The sequence below is a fragment of the Blautia faecis genome (genome assembly GCF_027662325.1).
Taxonomy (GTDB): Bacteria; Bacillota; Clostridia; order Lachnospirales; family Lachnospiraceae; genus Blautia_A; species Blautia_A faecis.
Genome location: NZ_JAQDKY010000029.1, coordinates 38,514 through 56,019, shown reverse-complemented (window position 1 = coordinate 56,019; position 17,506 = coordinate 38,514). Strand labels below are relative to the sequence as shown.

The following is a 17,506-nucleotide window of genomic DNA, read 5'->3' as shown; positions in this document are numbered from 1 at the left end:
TTTGCTGGACACACGCAAAAAAATAAGCCATTCAGTCAGAAACATATCCAACCAAATGGCTTTTATTCTTATCTTCTATCCAGTATTTTATCAAATCGCCTGAAGAAAGTTGAAGTTGTAATGATTGCTGCCAGTATATCGCTGATTGGTTCAGCCAGAAAAACGGCAAATACCTTATTCTGAATGAAAAGCGGCAGAATAAAGATCAGCGGAATCAACAGGATCAGTTTTCTTAAGCAGGCAAGGAGCAGGCTGACTTTCGCCTGGCCCAGTGCCATAAAGCTCTGCTGGCAGGAAACCTGGAATCCCAGGGAAAAAATACCAGCCATATAGATTCTCAGTGCCCATGCGGTATAGGTGATCAGATCCGTATCATTGGAGAAAATCCCTGCAAAGAGCCTGGGAAACAGAAGCATGATCAGCCAGAAGCAGCCGGTAAAAACCGTGCAGACTGTAAACTGCGTAAAAAATGCTTTTTTAACACGCTCTTTATTGCCGGCACCAAAATTATAACTCATGATCGGCTGTCCGCCCTGACATATTCCCTGCAGCGGTAAAGTTGCAAGCTGGCTGACACTTGTGATAATAGTCATGGCTCCAACAGCAAGATCTCCGCCATATCTTGAAAGGCTGGAGGTGAAACTAATGGACAGGATACTTTCTGTAGACAACATGACAAAAGTGGATATTCCAAGCCCCAGGCATGGTAAAATAATATTTTTTTGTAATCTGAAATTCTCTTTCCTGAGATGGAGAATGGTCTTTTTTCCTGACAGGAAACGAAGAATCCAGATAGCGCCAACAGCCTGACTCAAAACAGTAGCAATTGCAGCACCGCTTACGCCCAGGTCAAATACAAAAATAAAAACAGGATCCAGAATAATGTTGATCACCGCACCGATCACAGTGGTCATCATACTGATCTTTGCAAATCCCTGTGTGGTGATAAAGGGATTCATTCCCATTACGATCAGGACAAAAATGCTTCCCAGTATATAGATTCTTGCGTATGACACTCCATAAGGAAGGGTCTTATCACTGGCACCAAATATTGTCAGAAGCTGTGGAGCAAAAGCGAAAAAAATCACCGTAAGAGCCACAGCCATAAGAATAAGAAGCGAGAAACAGTTTCCAAGAATCTTTTCCGCTGTCGCATTGTCCTTTTTCCCCATGGAAATTGCGGCTCGGGGAGCACCTCCTGAACCTGCGAGCATGGCAAAGGCATTGATCAGCATAAGAATTGGCGTAAATAACCCCACGCCGGTTAATGCTGCCGCACCAACACCGGGAATATGTCCAATATAAATACGGTCTACAATGTTGTACAAAAGGTTAATGATCTGTGCCACAACAGCAGGAATTGCAAGCTGCGCCAAAAGACGTGGGATTTTTTCCGTTTCCATTGCCTGTGTATTAGATTTACTACTCATATCTGTTTTCTCCTGACAAATTTTTTGACATAAACCAATAAAACATAAACGAATTATGTCTTCTGATTTTAACTCATATATTTGTCAATATCAAGCTTCTTTTTTGATTTTGCAACGATCAAGAATGCGGCTGTTGCTCATTGCACGCATCCTTCTTCCACTGATCAACAGCCCGTTTACAGCTTATGTTTTCTCCTCCAGATACAATCCTTAAGTACATTTACAAGCCTCGCCGGTTCAAGGGGTTTGGTAAGATGCTCATCCATGCCAGATATCCGGCTGTTTATAATGTCTTCTGCAAATGCATTGGCACTCATGGCAATAACCGGTACACGCTCTGCATCTGATCTTTTCATGGAACGAATTCTCCGGGTAGTATCCCAGCCGTTTAAGTTTGGCATCATGATATCCATTAAAATCACGTCATAATAGCCTGGCTCGGACTTTTCAAATTTCCCAATTGCCTCCAGTCCGTCTTTGGCGCAATCCACAATTATTCCATTATCTTCCAGCATAAAGCTGGCGATTTCCATGTTCAGTTCATTATCCTCAACTACCAGTGCACGCAGACCTTCAAGGGAAATCGTATTCGGATCCTTTACAAAATCCTCCAGCTTCCGGGCTTTTTCTGCTTCTCCGATTTTGAACGGAATTGTCATGACCACAGTTGTGCCGGTTCCCTCTTTACTTTCGATCCGGATTGTGCCGCCCATTCTGTCTGTCAGCTTCTTTGCAATGGAAAGTCCCAGTCCGGTGCCTTCATATTTCGACCGGCTGGTTTCCTTCTCCTGGGTAAAAAGATCAAACGCATGTGCCACAAACTCCTGGCTCATACCAGGACCATTATCTGCACAGCCAAATTCATACACTACCCGTTTTTCATCTGCATACTTCTCTTTACACCATACATGGATTTTTCCGCCTGGTTCTGTAAATTTCACCGCATTATCAGAAATCGCATTCAGAAGCCGTTCCAGATAAACAGGATTTCCGGTTAATAATATATAACTTAGCTTTGATCTTTCCCAATCCACGATGTATTCTATATTTTTCTCAGCTGCCTGAAGCTGCTTTTCTGTGTTGCTCCTGCTCAGGATTTCTGTCAGATCAAAAGTAAGCTCCTGGTCAACAATATCTCCCGACTCCAGTTTATTCATATCCAGTATATCATTTACAAGAGAAACCAGATATCTGGAGGATTCCATGATCTTATCCCTGCATTTCTGCTGCATTTCAGGGTCATTGGGATAACGGTTTGCCAATTCGATCATACCTATGATCCCATTCATGGGAGTTCGGATATCATGGCTCATATTAGACAGAAATCTGGTTTTAACCGCCGCATCCTTCTTCGCTTCTGCAGCCTGGTATATAAGAGTCTGCTCCCTTCTCTTCGCATCACTGATACTTCGGATTGCACAAAGAACATGGGTCAGGCGGCCGTTTTCATCCCTTTTCTTTTCAATAAAGCGCAGACTATGCCAGCTTCCATCCTTCATCCGGTATTCCATAACGACAGATTCTTCGTCTTTCATTCGTTCAGGCAGTGTAGAGATATCTGTAAATCTGTAAAAAGCATCCTGATACTCTTCTGCAACCAGTTCACTGCAAACTTTTCTATTGCTTTCAGACAAAATGCCTGAATGAATATATTTCAAATGCTCCACATCCCTGTTGGAAATTTCCTCAAAATAATCTGCCTGGATATCAATTCTGGAAATATACTGGTATGTTCTGGCAATGGAGGAAATGATCTCATTTCCCAATCTGGCCTCATCCAGAGCTTTTCGCAGTTTCTCCTGGATTTCCTTCTCTTTGTAAAGGATATTGTCTATATTGCGATATCCAAGAAAAGCATTAAAGGTCTCATCATCTGTCTTTCCCTTCACTACATAGGCTTCATAATAGCTATCTTTCCCTTCCTTTGAAACACTGTGGTAATGGTAAGTAAACTTCTCTTCATGTAAAAGCCTTCTTTTCATATTTGCGCAAAGATGCCAGTCTATAAACTCTTCTTTCTCTTCATCCAGAATAAAATTGTCTGCATATCTTCTCACATATTCATCAAAATTTTCAGCCGGATGGGGATCTTTCTCCGCCAGCTGCCTGGCATTGGTATTCGCATCCAGTCTCAGTATTTCATATTTGCCGGAATTAAGCTCTATCCGGTATAAGGATACATACTCGGACAATAATCTGCTTAAAACATATTGTTCTTTCACCGGATAATCATTTACATCCTGCCTTTGATCGTCTGTCTTTGTTTTTTCTCGTGAAAGCATAATACCGTTTTAAATTTATCCTTTCTTTTGCTGTTAACATTTGTTTTTGCATGCCAGGCATAAACCACCACGGACGTTTCTGGTGGAGCCGCATAACTTGCAAACCTCTGTTATTTCCGGCTTCCAATCGCTGTCCAGCCTCTTCAGGCCTCCGCTGACCTGATCCAATGCTTCATCATCCAACTCAACAACTGCCTGACTCACAGGCTTCATGCTCTCTTTTTTGTCATTCGCTTCTTTCATAATAGTTTCCTCCTGTATATGATTTTAATACGATTTCACTTTTTACTATAGTCAATTATACAATTTTTCACCTGTGTCTTCAACTATTTTTTGGCATTTTAACCAAAATGTGACTGGTCACTGGTAACGTTTCCTCAAAAAATCCTCCGGAAATAATATCTCTGTTTATTCACGCCTGCTTCGTCTGTACTCCATAGCAGTCATACCGCAAGATTTCCGAAAACTCTGCGCCAGATAGCTCTGGGAAGAAAAGCCTGCAAGATGGGCAATGTCAGAAATATCATGATCTGTATTTTCCAGAAGATTTTTGCAAACCTCAATCCTGCGCCGGTTCAGATAATTAATGGGAGAAATCCCATAATATCGTGTAAACTCGTGGCTTAGATAATATTTGTTCAGATGACTTAATGCCGCCAGCTGATCCAGATTGATATCTTCCCCATAGTTAGAATCCAGATAGCGCTTGACCTGTGCACACTCCTTACTTGGATGAAAAGAAGGCACCAGCTGGAAGCCGGAATCTGTTATCCTGCGAAGCTGGGCAATAAGAATGGAGAGCGTATGTCTGCAAATCTCTTCATAACCCTCTTTTTTCTCATCTAATTCCTGAAAAAGGGAGTGGAAATAAAACAAAAGATCTGTATTAATCTTCCGGCAGTTGAAAATCTGGAATTCCTTCTGATCCCGGAAAGAAAAACTAATTCCATCCACTCCTACAGTATAATAAGAAAGGGGCGCAGCGCTCTGAGAAGTTTCCGTGTGCAGGATATGTGGATTGATAATGACCAGATCGTCCCTGGCAATGGAAAACCGCTGATTTTCTATAAGAAATTCGCCGCTTCCTCTGGAAACATAAAAAAGCTCCGTAAAAGCGTGGGTATGGGGAATGCTGGGCCAGTCCTCTTCGTATCTGGAGGATGAGGCATTCACCAGAACTGCTTCTGTAGAAAGTGGATTATCATTGGAAAAAGAAAAGGAACGTGTACTCATAGATTCTCCTTATGTATCATAAACTATAGTTTGTTGTCTGCGCTGTCGGCTCCCGATATTCCGAATACAGCGTTTTCAAACAACAGGGAATAAACACTCGCACACTTAGAGTACCATAGAACGGAAAATACAGCAATATTTCTAAAAACCTTAGCAACAACTCTGTTGAAAAACAGCTGTCAAAAACGTATTCTTATATTACAGAAAAAAACAACTATCAAACAATGTTAACAACCCTTGTAAATAAAAAAAAGAAAAGCGAGGTCGCAAAATGGAACAGAAAAAAGGCAGAGTTACTATTCCTACCAACCTGGATGTGGTAAAGGAAACACTGGATATTATGAATGAGTGGGGCGCAGATGCCATCCGTGACTGTGATGGAACCGAATTCCCACAGGAGCTGAAGGACACTGGTGCGAAAATCTACGCTACCTACTACACCACCCGAAAGGACAATGCCTGGGCAAAGGCTAATCCGGATGAGATCCAGCAAATGTACATTATGAGTTCTTTCCACACCGCAACATCAGACAAACTGGAAATCCACCTTATGGACCACCTGTACCCGGATATGCTGAAGGTGAACACACGCGATGATATCACAAAGTGGTGGGAAGTGATCGACCGTACCACAGGAGCAGTGGTTCCGGCAAGTCAGTGGCATTATGATGAAACGAGCGGAAATGTGGTAATTACACCTGTAAAACCGTTCCATGAGTATACCGTCAGCTTCCTGGCTTATATTATGTGGGATCCGGTACATATGTACAATGCAGTGGTAAACGACTGGAAAGATGTAGAGCCGCAGATCACCTTTGATGTGCGCCAGCCAAAGACAAGAACTCATTCCCTGGAGCGCCTCCGCAGATTCCTTGACACCCACCAGTATGTGGATGTGGTACGCTTCACCACCTTTTTCCATCAGTTCACCCTGATCTTTGATGAGCTGGCAAGGGAAAAATATGTAGACTGGTTCGGTTATTCCGCATCTGTCAGTCCATATGTGCTGGAGCAGTTTGAAAAAGAGGTTGGTTATCCCTTCCGCCCGGAATACATTATCGACCAGGGCTACATGAACAATACCTATCGCATTCCATCTAAGGAATTCAAGGACTTCCAGGCATTCCAGCGCCGCGAGGTCGCGAAGCTTGCAAAGGAAATGGTAGACATTGTCCATGAATATGGCAAAGAAGCCATGATGTTCATGGGTGACCACTGGATCGGCATGGAGCCATTTATGGATGAGTTTGCTTCCATCGGTCTTGATGCTGTGGTTGGAAGTGTAGGAAATGGTGCAACCCTGCGTCTGTTCAGCGATATTAAAAATGTAAAATACACGGAAGGACGATTTCTTCCATACTTTTTCCCGGACACCTTCCACGAAGGTGGAGACCCGGTGAAAGAGGCGAAGGTAAACTGGGTAACTGCAAGGCGTGCCATTCTCAGAAGCCCCATCCAGAGAATTGGTTATGGCGGATATCTGAAGCTGGCTCTTCAGTTCCCGGATTTTGTCCAGTACATTAAAGAGGTCTGCCAGGAATTCCGCACCCTTTATGATAATATCCAGGGTGTGACTCCATACTGCGTGAAACGTGTTGCTGTGTTAAACTGCTGGGGCCGCATGCGCTCCTGGGGTAATCATATGGTACATCACGCAATTTATTACAAACAGAATTACTCTTACTTTGGCATTATTGAGGCATTAAGCGGTGCACCCTTTGATGTATCCTTTATCAGTTTTGATGATATTCTGGCAGATAAGGATCTACTGAAAAAATTTGATGTTGTGATCAATGTAGGGGATTCGGATACTGCACAAAGCGGCGGCGAGTACTGGGTAAATGAGACCATTATTACTGCTGTAAAGGAGTTCGTTTACAATGGCGGTGGTTTCATCGGAGTTGGCGAGCCTGCAGCCCATCAATGGCAGGGAAAATTCTTCCAGCTGGATGATGTACTGGGTGTGGAAGAAGAAAGAGGCTTCAATTTAAATACCGATAAATACAACTGGGAGGAACACAGAGACCACTTTATTCTGGCTGACGCAGAAGGTGATGTGGACTTCGGTGAGGGCAAAAAGAATATTTTTGCACTTCCGGAAACCCAGATTCTGATCCAGAATGACCATGAGGTTCAGATGGCAGTAAAAACCTTTGGAAAAGGCCGCGGTGTTTACATCAGCGGACTTCCATACAGCTTCAGAAACAGCCGTGTGCTCTACCGTGCGGTTCTCTGGTCTGCATCTGCCGAGGACGAACTGAACCGATGGTATTCCACCAATTATAATGTAGAGGTCCACGCTTATGTAAAGAATGGCAAGTACTGTGTCGTAAACAATACTTACGAGTCACAGGATACAGTCGTCTATAAAGGAGATGGCAGCAGCTTCCCGCTTCATATGGATGCAAACGAAATTAAATGGTACCAGATTTAATAGTCATAGGTTTATTATAATTAAACCACATCATATTTCAATAATTCTGTCACGAAGTGTTGGAAAATGGCGCGAATGGTATTATAATAAACCTATCACAAAACAAAGGAAACCATTATGAGAATTGCAATTGTTGATGACATTAAAGAAGAGCGTGACAAGCTCGCAGACGTACTGACGAAACAGCTTTCCAGACGTGGGATTCACGTAAATTTATTTGAATTTGAAAATGGAGAAGATTTTCTTATTGCGGCAAAGGAACGTCCTTTCACCGTCGTTTTTCTGGACATCTACATGAGTGGTGCAAATGGGATCGAGACTGCCAGAGAGCTTCGGATATTTGACTCAGATGCACTTTTAATTTTTACTACCACTTCTACGGATCATGCTCTGGATGGGTTCAAGGTCCGTGCCATGCACTACCTTGTGAAGCCATATCCCGAAAATGAGATTTCAGACCTGATCGATGAGGTTCTTTCCCGGATCCCGGATTCCGGAAAATACATAGATATAAAAGTAAATGGAAGCAATGTACAGGTTCCGTTTCGACATATTATATACGCAGAACATTTTTCCCATATGATCCATATTCACACTACCGGCGGCAAAGAGCTGATCACCCGCCAGTCCTTTGAAGCCTTTACTGCATCCCTGAAAATGGATCCAAGATTTTATCTTTGCAGCAGAGGCGTTGTGATCAATCTGGAGCATGCTGTTGATTTTGATGGAGCCCTGTTTATCCTGGACGATGAAACCCGGATTTCCGTCAGCCGGAAGCTGGTCAAAAATGCACGACAGACTTTTATGGATTTTCTGTTTCAAAGGGGACATTGAATATGAATACACTATTAAGACCTGTTCTGGAGCTTACGGTAATGATTTCCGGTATGCACCTTGCTTATCTGCCGGTACAGACATATCTGAAACAATCGCCCGGCAGGCTGGCTGCATGGCTTGCACCTCTTCTGGCAGGGATCTGTCTCTTGGAAGGAGGATTTTGTTACTTTTTTAACACTCCTACCAGCTCAGTGCTTTTTCCCACTCTGCTGGTACTGATGCTGATCTATCACAAAAGCCTGACTATCTCTATCTGGAAATCCGGTAGCATTTTTTTGGCAGTATGTGCGGTCTTTGCCTGTGTAAACAGCCTTTCCAGAGCAGTGAATGCCATTGTGGCAGAAAGACTTGGACTTCCGGAAACAGAGATCTGGTTTCACACCAGTGCCGGTATTTTTTACAATGTAATATGTCTGCTGTTCGTTGCTGCCGCCTGGTACCCGGCCTCCCATGCAGCCCGCACTATGATCGATGACGAAAATTTAGCCCAGACCTGGTATGTTTTCTGGATACTGCCACTGATTTTTATAGGTCTGAATCTCTTTATGATTCCCAAATATGAGGGAACTCTGTATACTGGACGTATTTTGCAGGGCTACATTGTGATCAGCCTGATGCTTCTTGTAATTCTCATGCTGTTTTACACAATGTTTCTTATGATGGCCAACAGCCTGAATAAAAATGCAAGGCTTCAGCAGGAAAATCATTTTCTCTCCCTTCAGCAGGCACGATATGAGAACCTTTGCTCTGCCATAGAGGAGGCAAGGCAGGCACGACACGATATCCGCCATCACTTTTTGCAGCTTTCTTCCCTTGCGGAAAAGGGAGATCTGGAAAAAATAAAAGAATACCTTTCCAATGCAAACAGTAAAATTCCAGACTACGACCTGCATTTTTGTGAAAACCAGGTGGCTGACAGCGTGATCAGCCATTATGCCGCTCTGGCAAAACGGGAGAACATTCCTTTCCAGGCAAATGCAGCTCTGCCAGCCCACATTTCCATAGACCAGATCGATATGTGCCTGGTTCTCTCCAACCTTCTGGAAAATGCTCTGGAAGCCAGCCTGAAAGCAAAGCCTTTCAACAGGAGAATCCATGCAGAGGTTTACCTTCATCACAAGCACCTTCTCCTGATCCAGGTGGAAAATACCTTTGAAGGGAAAATACAGGAGAAAAATCATATTTTCCAGTCGTCCAAGCGTCCCGGAAACGGAGTGGGAATCCAGTCTGTCCGCCACATTGCAGAAAAAAGCGGAGGAGACAGCAGCTTCACTTATGAAAATGGTGTTTTTACTGCAAAAATTATGCTGCGCATACAGAAAACAGCCGTTTCCCGTCCATAACCAAAGCAGAGAGGTTTCATGCAGACACGCTCTGGAACGTGTCGAAAAAATCATTCCCGCAATCTGCACGCCCCACGTTGCGGTATATTTTGCCCGAATCCAACAAAAAAGAAATCTGCAGAACAATATCAGAAATGATACTGTCTGAAGCTTTCTTTTTCTGTATCAATAGACTACAAATGCCATAACCACATACACCAGTATGGATACCAGGCAATACAGCGAATTTGTGGTGGAAACATAAGCGCTTCCATCCTCACTCTTCAGGAAGGTCTGCATACTGAATGTGGCTGGAGCGGACATGTAGCTGATCACTGCAAGGTTCAAAAGCAGATGATCTCCCACTATGTAATGTATTGCCAGCAGCACTCCCCCGATCATGACTGCCTGAAGAAGAATACGAAGTACAATGGTCCTGATACATGGGGAAAGAAGTTTCTTATCAAATTCAATGCTGAATCCTACCACCAGCAGAATAACTGAGGTTATGGAAGTGGTGAGAATGTTCTCCACACTTGTATAGGTACCTGCAAACGGTCCGGCAAGAAGCTTCTGCACCACACCGGTAAGTCCGGCAATGATTCCCAGCACACTTGCAATAAACGCCGGTGTACGTATTGCACTGGAAAACAGTTTTCCCGGATCGATCTTTTCCCCGTTTTCCACCTGTCCGAGCATTCCCATATAGACGCTGAAGCCAAACAGAAGACCTGCAATATCCAGCACAGCGATCTGGGAAAGGTTCTCCGCTCCGCAAAGGCTGGTATATAAAGGATAGGCCATGGAACCGCCTTCGTATACACTGACCATAAAGGGCAGATATTTCCGGTAACGCTCTGCCGGCATAAGCGGGCGGAGTAAAAAACCGATGCTAAAGGAAACAACCAGCATTACAAACATGATTCCAACCAGAATTCCGGTTTCTTTATTATAATCTGCCGTAGCAAGGGCATGGAAAATTGCTACAGGAAGCATGATCTGGGTCACCAGAAGCTTCATATTGTTAATTCCATTCTGATCCAGCAGTTTCAGCCGCTTGCAGGCCATGCCCAGAAGGATCATCACCAGTACGGGCAAAATAATTTCCAATACTTTCATTTTATGCACGCTTTCTATGTATTTCTTAATATTGTATTTTGGTATTTCTTAATCCAGACTCTTCCTGATTTCTTACCTTACAGGATATTTCGTATGGCAAACTCTTCTGCCAGAGCGTGTCTGAATAGTTCTTTTATTCATCAAAATCGGTCTCAAATACTCCCTCAGGCGTACGCATGGTAAGAACCCCGAGATTAAAATCATCATCCATTACCGTGATATGATACTCAAAGATTACATCATCCTCAAACTTGGACAGCAGAATATAGCTTCCGTTCTCTTTTCCCTCGATCTGGTCGCAGATATCATCATACACATCTGCACCGGAAATCTCACGCGGATAACCGGAAGCTTTGATTTTTTTCTCAATTGCAGCGTATAATTCTTCCATTTTATGTTCTGCAGCAGTGCATGCCATCAGGGCTTACCCTCTCAGTTCTTTTTGACTGCCGCATACTCCTTTCCTGAATTTTTTTCGATTAAATATGATTGTATAATATCCGCCCCTGAAATGTCAAACCACATTTTAACCAAATCCTGGTTATCGTAATTTCTTCGTGAGCAAAGAAATCCTGATTTGTATGATTTCGTACCATACTTCTCGTTTTTTGTATAATTTTTTATAACCTATCTGTTATTTTATTCTACTCTCTACATTTTTCCATGGCTTTTGTGGTTTTTTGTTTTTTCTTTTGTGTATTTCGTTGTGTTTTTCTTTGTTTTTGATATTTTTCATTGTTTTTTTCACCAATTTCTGTTGACATCTGACTGTTTTTGTTGTATGCTATTTTCTACAGAGAGGCACTCCATTTGGTACAAGGATGTATCTATGGAATGCCTCAACTCGTATCTAAAGGGAGGTAATACTTATGAAAATGAAACAGGTTTTAGCAACAGGCGCAGCTTTATCAATGGCCCTCTCCATGACTCCGGTCACCGCATCCGCCGCAGACAAAGTAGACATAAACGTCATTGCTGCACAGTATGGCCAGCAGACTGCTGACTGGTGGGCGAACTTCGTGACAGAATTTAATGAAGCAAACCCGGACATTAACCTGAACGTAGAGGTTGTTTCCTGGAACGATATCTACACCGTAGTAAATACCCGTATCGCCAATGGCGAAGCTCCTGATGTCCTGAATATCGACGTATTCGCAGATTATCAGGCAGATGATCTCCTTCTTCCGATCCAGGACGTTGTTTCTGAAGAGACCTACAGCAAGATGTACGATGCATTCCTTGCACAGTCTGAAGTAGACGGAACTGTATGGGCTATCCCGGATCTTGCATCTGCACGTGCTATGTACTATAACAAAGACATCCTTGATGCAGCAGGCGTAGAAGTTCCTACTACATGGGATGAGCTGAAAGCTGCTTGTGAAGCCCTTAAAGCTTATGATGACAGCATTTATCCATGGGGTATCGATATGACTACTGACGAAGGTCAGGCAGCATTCGCATACTACACCTGGAACAACGGCGGCGGATTTGTTGACGATGAAGGTAACTGGACACTGAACAGTGAGCAGAACGTTGAAGCAATCCAGTACGCAATCGATCTTGTAAATTCCGGTTACACAAACACCGATCCTGCTAACGATACCCGTTACGATCTGCAGGATATGTTCGGCGCAGGTAAGGTTGCTATGCTCATCGCACCGAACAGCTTACCTACCTACATTGCTACAGGCGGAAATGAAGTAAACTACGGCGTTGCTTCCATTCCTTCCAATACAGGCGAGTCTGTATCTGCAGGTGTTATGGACCGCTTCATGTGCTTCGATAACGACTACTCAGATGATGAGAAAGCTGCTATCTCCACATTCTTTGATTATTTCTATGATGATGCCCGTTATACAGAGTGGGTTGACATGGAGGGATTCCTTCCGGCAACCAAGTCCGGCGGCGAGGCTCTCGCAGCAGCTAACGAAGATATGGCAAGCTGGATTGATATCTTAGACAGCTGTAAATTCTATCCAACAGCGAAAGCAGAATGGGCAGATGTAAAACAGGGCGTTATCAACGTAGAGCAGAATGCTCTTCTTGGCGGCGACGTTCAGGAATTACTGGATGACCTTCAGGCAGAAATCGCTGGCTGATCTTAATCCACTGTTTTTCCCATTACGAGGAAGATAATGGGCCGGACTTACGGGTCCGGTCCATTTTTAAGTTTGCGAAGCAAACGCTACTTCTTGTGCCAGGCACAAGAAGGTTCCACCTTTTCGCGAAGCAAACGCTGCTTCTTGTATTTGTCACAAGAAGGTTCTGTTTTTCTGCGTAGCAAACGCCGCTTCTTGTGCTTGTCAGCGCAGCGTCAACGTTATTTTATAAAAAGAGAGGTATCCCTGTGAAGAAAAAATTCAAAAAAGTGGAACCATATATATGGATCCTGCCAAGTGTCCTTCTCATGGCAATTTTCATCCTGGTTCCTATTATCTTTGTGTTCCGTATGGCCTTAAGCGACGTCAGCAAAGCTGGTCTGATCAAAGGCTTCGCCGGATTGGAAAATTTCCGCAAGGTAACAAGCAGCCCTGTTTTTGCCATGGTGCTGAAAAACACCCTTGTGTGGACCGTTGCCGTAGTCGGCATCTCCACACTCCTTGGATTTATCCTTGCGATCCTCCTCAACAATGAATTTAAAGGCCGTAAGCTTGCACGTGCCGTTGTTGTTTTCCCATGGGCCACAACCCTGATCGTTCAGGCAAGTATCTGGAAATTCATCATCGACACAGATTACGGTACCTTAAATACACTGTTGATGAAGCTTGGTATTATTGACCACGCTGTGAACTGGACTCCTACTGCCGGTGCTTATTTTGCCTGGGAAATTGCCTGCGGTATTTTTGTTACCATTCCATTTGTAACCTTTACCGTACTTTCCGGTCTGCAGAGTATTGATGCCAGCTACTATGAGGCAGCAGCCGTAGACGGAGCCAGCTACTGGCAGAAAATGTTCCAGATCACCATCCCGCTGGTACGTCCGAACCTTACCATCAGTACCATCCTGAACATTATCTACGTATTTAACTCTTTTCCGATCATATGGACCATCACCAAGGGTGACCCTGCTAACCGTACCGACACCCTGGTTACCTATCTGTACAAACTGGCCTTCTACAACGGCAAACAGGGACAGGCAGCAGCCGTATCTGTTATCGGCTTCCTGATTCTTCTTTTCTGCGCCAGCCTGTACATGGTTTCCGTACTGAAGAAAGGAGACGAATAATATGGCAAACACCAATGCTTCAGTTAAGAAAAAAAATACCAGAAACACAGTTTTGCGTGTATTGCTCTATGTAGTGATCATCGCCATCTGTCTGATAACTTTATACCCATATTTTGTAACTGTATGTACTGCTCTTAAAAGCCGCGCGGAAATCTTTTCCATGAATGGAACTATTTTCCCTGTTGAGGCCATCTGGTCCAACTTCACAGACGTATGGAAGCTGGCTCCCATGAGCAATTACATGATGAACTCCATTGTGATCGCAGGAGGCTCCACTCTTCTGGCTATGGTCTGCGGTATCCCAGCTGCTTATGCCCTGTCCAGAATGAAATTCAAAGGCCAGACTGCTTTTCTGGGATTTGTTATTGTCTCCCAGATGTTTGCACCGGTTGTACTTCTCATCGGTATCTACAAGGTTATGATGGCGTTCCATCTTACCAACAGCATTATCGGCCTGATCTTTATCAACGCAGCATTTAACCAGGCATTTGCCATCTGGCTGCTCCGCGGTACTTTCCTGAGCATCTCCCCTGAGATGGAGCAGGCTGCCACTATTGACGGCTGTAACCGCGTACATGCCCTTTTAAGGATTCTTCTGCCTGTTGCTGCACCTGGTATCGTTACAGCGCTTATTTTCGTATTTATCAACGCCTGGAACGAATATACAGTGGCACTGACACTGATCTCCACTGATACCTTCAAGCCTCTCACCGTTGGTATCAATATTTTCAATGGTTACAATATGATCGAGTGGCAGTATCTGTTTGCTGCTTCCCTCTATGCAATTGTTCCAGTTGTAATTCTGTTCGTCGGAATTGAAAAAAATCTGGTTGGAGGACTCACTTCTGGTGGTGTCAAGGGTTGATTTTTATTTTTTTCCAAGTATAATAGAGGAAGATGCGGACGCGAGAAAGGGTTGCCCAGGGCAGCCCTTTGTTCATGCCCCGTAACTATTCAGAAGGCAGTATTCCGCCAGGTGTTTTTGTGAACATTGTTCACAGCTGCGGCGCGAAATCATACAAAGCATGTTACTGGTCATCCAGTAACTGTTTTATTGTGTACGGTAAAATTTCACATACGGAATAACCCCGATGATTCCGCACATTTCAGGAACTCTATACCGGAGATCACCGAATGATTCTTCTGTCCTGCTGACGAAAATTCAGCACATTTCACAGTTTTTTAAAATCAATGGTTTTGACCTTGACTTTTCTGTAGAATACTGTAATATTGATAGTGCACAACATCTAGTATGTAATCAAAGATTTAAACACAATATATGGAGGGATTTGAAAGAATGAGTACTGAGGTCAATGCAAACGTCATTAAACGAAATGGCGTGGAAGTTATTTTTGATAAGGCGAAGATCATCAACGCCGTTGAAAAAGCGAATGAGGAGGTTTCTAAGCTTCACAGGCTGAGTCATTACCAGATCACAGCGCTTGCTGATATGATTGCCACCCGTGCCCTTGAATCCTCCCACGCTGTCAATGTGGAAGATATTCAGGATATGGTAGAGACCGGCATTATGGAGATGCGCGGTTATGAGGTTGCACAGAAGTATGTGCGCTATCGCTACAAGAGAGAGCTTACCCGCAAGTCCAATACCACAGACGACAGCATCCTTGCTCTTCTTGACCAGATTAATGAAAATGCCAAGCAGGAGAACTCCAATAAGAACCCTACTATTAACTCTACCCAGCGTGATTACATGGCAGGCGAGGTCAGCAAGGACCTGACCATGCGTGTTCTTCTTCCTGAGGAGATCGTAAAGGCTCACGACGAGGGAATCATTCATTTCCATGATTCCGATTACTACGCACAGCGTGAGCATAACTGTGACCTGATCAATCTGCAGGATATGCTCCAGAACGGCACGGTTATCAGCCAGACACTGATTGAGAAGCCTCACAGCTTCTTTACCGCATGTAACGTTACCACACAGATCGTCGCACAGGTAGCCAGCAATCAGTACGGCGGACAGTCCTTCTCTCTCGCCCATCTGGCTCCTTTTGTAGACATCAGCCGCCAGAAGATCCGTAACAAGGTAATCGAGGAACGTAAGGCTTGCGGTGAGCCTCTTGATGATGAGATCATCCAGAAGGTATCGGAACGCAGACTGAAGGATGAGATCCAGAGTGGTATCCAGACGATCCAGTACCAGCTGATCACTCTTATGACCTGTAACGGACAGGCACCATTTGTAACGATTTTCATGTATCTTGATGAAGTTCCGGAGGGACGCACCCGTGATGACCTTGCACTGATCATCGAGGAAGTTATGAAGCAGCGTATGCAGGGTGTTAAGAACGAGCGCGGTGCGTGGATCACACCTGCATTCCCGAAGCTGATCTATGTGCTGGATGAGGATAACATCCACGAGGATTCCAAATATTGGTACCTCACAGAGCTTGCAGCGAAATGTACTGCCAAGCGTATGGTTCCGGATTACATCTCAGCCAAGATCATGCGCCAGTTAAAAAACGGCAATGTTTACACCTGCATGGGATGCCGTTCCTTCCTTACCGTTGAGGAGAAACAGAAGAACCCGGACGGTTCCTACAAGTTCTACGGTCGTTTTAACCAGGGTGTTGTTACCATTAACCTTGTAGATGTAGCCTGCTCCTCAGACGGCGATTTTGATAAGTTCTGGGAGATTCTGGAGGAGCGCCTGGAGCTTTGCCACAGAGCACTCCGCTGCAGACATGAGCGTCTTCTTGGCACAGTTTCCGATGTTGCCCCGATCCTGTGGCAGTATGGTGCTCTTGCACGGCTTAAGAAGGGTGAGACCATTGACAAGCTTCTTTATGACGGCTATTCTACGATCTCACTTGGATATGCAGGTCTCCATGAGATGTGCATGAGAATGTACGGAAAGCCTCATACAGACCCTGAGGTTCGTCCGTTTGCGCTGAAGGTTATGCAGCGCCTCAATGACAAATGTGCCCAGTGGAAGGCAGCTGAGAACATCAGCTACTCTGTATATGGCACTCCGATGGAATCCACCACATACAAGTTTTCCAAATGTCTCCAGAAGCGTTTTGGCATCATTCCAGGAGTTACGGATAAGAATTATATTACAAACAGCTATCACGTTCACGTTACTGAGGAGATCGACGCATTCTCCAAGCTGAAATTCGAGTCTGAATTCCAGAAGCTTTCTCCAGGAGGAGCCATCAGCTACGTGGAAGTTCCGAATATGAAGCAGAATATTCCGGCAGTTCTCTCTGTTATGAAGTTTATCTATGATAACATCATGTATGCAGAGCTGAATACCAAGAGTGATTTCTGTGATGTCTGCGGATATGACGGAGAGATCCAGATCAAAGAAGACGAGAACGGCAAGCTGATCTGGGAATGCCCGAACTGCGGTAACCGCAATCAGGACAAGATGAGCGTTGCCAGAAGAACCTGCGGATACATCGGTACCCAGTTCTGGAACCAGGGACGTACCCAGGAGATCAAGGATCGTGTATTACATCTGTAATAAGTAATGGTTCCCGGGTTTTCTGTGAACTACGTTTACAGAACCTTATATAACGTTACCACTGAACATAACACTCCGGACAGTTTTCTGAATTTCATAATTTTGATTTCTGTCCGGATTTTTTTGCATAATGGTA

General features: G+C 44.2%; 14 protein-coding genes. 8 read left to right on the top strand and 6 right to left on the bottom strand.

The window, feature by feature from the left end:
* Positions 1 to 68 precede the first annotated feature (68 nt).
* The 4 genes from PGQ38_RS13305 to PGQ38_RS13290 form a co-directional block, all read right to left on the bottom strand.
* Positions 69 to 1,430, bottom strand: a complete 1,362-nt coding sequence (locus PGQ38_RS13305; RefSeq protein ID WP_270432092.1) for an MATE family efflux transporter — start codon at positions 1,428 to 1,430, stop codon at positions 69 to 71.
* A gap of 176 nt (positions 1,431 to 1,606) precedes the next feature.
* Positions 1,607 to 3,712, bottom strand: coding sequence for an ATP-binding protein (locus tag PGQ38_RS13300; protein ID WP_270432090.1), 2,106 nt, complete (start codon positions 3,710 to 3,712; stop codon positions 1,607 to 1,609).
* Between the two features lie 33 nt (positions 3,713 to 3,745).
* Positions 3,746 to 3,955 (bottom strand): hypothetical protein, encoded by a 210-nt coding sequence (locus tag PGQ38_RS13295; protein WP_187564817.1) that lies wholly within the window; start codon positions 3,953 to 3,955, stop codon positions 3,746 to 3,748.
* A 165-nt stretch (positions 3,956 to 4,120) separates the two neighbouring features.
* Positions 4,121 to 4,945: a helix-turn-helix domain-containing protein gene (locus tag PGQ38_RS13290; protein WP_148462020.1), complete on the bottom strand. Its 825-nt coding sequence runs from the start codon at positions 4,943 to 4,945 to the stop codon at positions 4,121 to 4,123.
* A gap of 271 nt (positions 4,946 to 5,216) precedes the next feature.
* Between PGQ38_RS13290 and gnpA the strand changes: the two genes are divergently transcribed.
* The 4 genes from gnpA (at position 5,217) to PGQ38_RS20790 (ending at position 9,697) form a co-directional block, all read left to right on the top strand.
* Positions 5,217 to 7,379: a 1,3-beta-galactosyl-N-acetylhexosamine phosphorylase gene (gene gnpA / locus PGQ38_RS13285; RefSeq protein WP_195391638.1), complete on the top strand. Its 2,163-nt coding sequence runs from the start codon at positions 5,217 to 5,219 to the stop codon at positions 7,377 to 7,379.
* Positions 7,380 to 7,496: 117 nt separating this feature from the next.
* Positions 7,497 to 8,213 (top strand): LytR/AlgR family response regulator transcription factor, encoded by a 717-nt coding sequence (locus PGQ38_RS13280; RefSeq protein WP_173773307.1) that lies wholly within the window; start codon positions 7,497 to 7,499, stop codon positions 8,211 to 8,213.
* Positions 8,214 to 8,215: 2 nt separating this feature from the next.
* Positions 8,216 to 9,559 (top strand): sensor histidine kinase, encoded by a 1,344-nt coding sequence (locus PGQ38_RS13275; protein WP_226837199.1) that lies wholly within the window; start codon positions 8,216 to 8,218, stop codon positions 9,557 to 9,559.
* Positions 9,560 to 9,577: 18 nt separating this feature from the next.
* A complete protein-coding gene (locus PGQ38_RS20790) occupies positions 9,578 to 9,697 on the top strand; it encodes a DUF6783 domain-containing protein (protein ID WP_416386757.1) in 120 nt (39 codons plus the stop codon).
* Positions 9,698 to 9,724: 27 nt separating this feature from the next.
* Here the strand turns inward: PGQ38_RS20790 and PGQ38_RS13270 are convergent, their stop codons facing one another.
* The gene (locus tag PGQ38_RS13270) at positions 9,725 to 10,657 is read right to left on the bottom strand and encodes an AEC family transporter (protein ID WP_173735581.1); all 933 of its coding nucleotides are present in this window, start codon (positions 10,655 to 10,657) and stop codon (positions 9,725 to 9,727) included.
* 133 nt (positions 10,658 to 10,790) lie between these two features.
* Positions 10,791 to 11,048, bottom strand: a complete 258-nt coding sequence (locus PGQ38_RS13265) for a hypothetical protein (protein ID WP_148462016.1) — start codon at positions 11,046 to 11,048, stop codon at positions 10,791 to 10,793.
* Between the two features lie 478 nt (positions 11,049 to 11,526).
* On the opposite strand from PGQ38_RS13265, the gene PGQ38_RS13260 reads away from it, so the two are divergent.
* The 4 genes from PGQ38_RS13260 to nrdD all read left to right on the top strand — a co-directional run bounded on the left by PGQ38_RS13260 (position 11,527) and on the right by nrdD (position 17,370).
* Complete coding sequence (locus tag PGQ38_RS13260) at positions 11,527 to 12,756, top strand: ABC transporter substrate-binding protein (RefSeq protein ID WP_226837204.1); 1,230 nt, start codon at positions 11,527 to 11,529, stop codon at positions 12,754 to 12,756.
* 248 nt (positions 12,757 to 13,004) lie between these two features.
* Positions 13,005 to 13,883: a carbohydrate ABC transporter permease gene (locus PGQ38_RS13255; protein ID WP_227200503.1), complete on the top strand. Its 879-nt coding sequence runs from the start codon at positions 13,005 to 13,007 to the stop codon at positions 13,881 to 13,883.
* A 1-nt stretch (position 13,884) separates the two neighbouring features.
* A complete protein-coding gene (locus PGQ38_RS13250) occupies positions 13,885 to 14,748 on the top strand; it encodes a carbohydrate ABC transporter permease (protein WP_118578072.1) in 864 nt (287 codons plus the stop codon).
* Between the two features lie 432 nt (positions 14,749 to 15,180).
* Positions 15,181 to 17,370 (top strand): anaerobic ribonucleoside-triphosphate reductase, encoded by a 2,190-nt coding sequence (nrdD, locus tag PGQ38_RS13245; RefSeq protein ID WP_118578071.1) that lies wholly within the window; start codon positions 15,181 to 15,183, stop codon positions 17,368 to 17,370.
* Positions 17,371 to 17,506 lie beyond the last annotated feature (136 nt).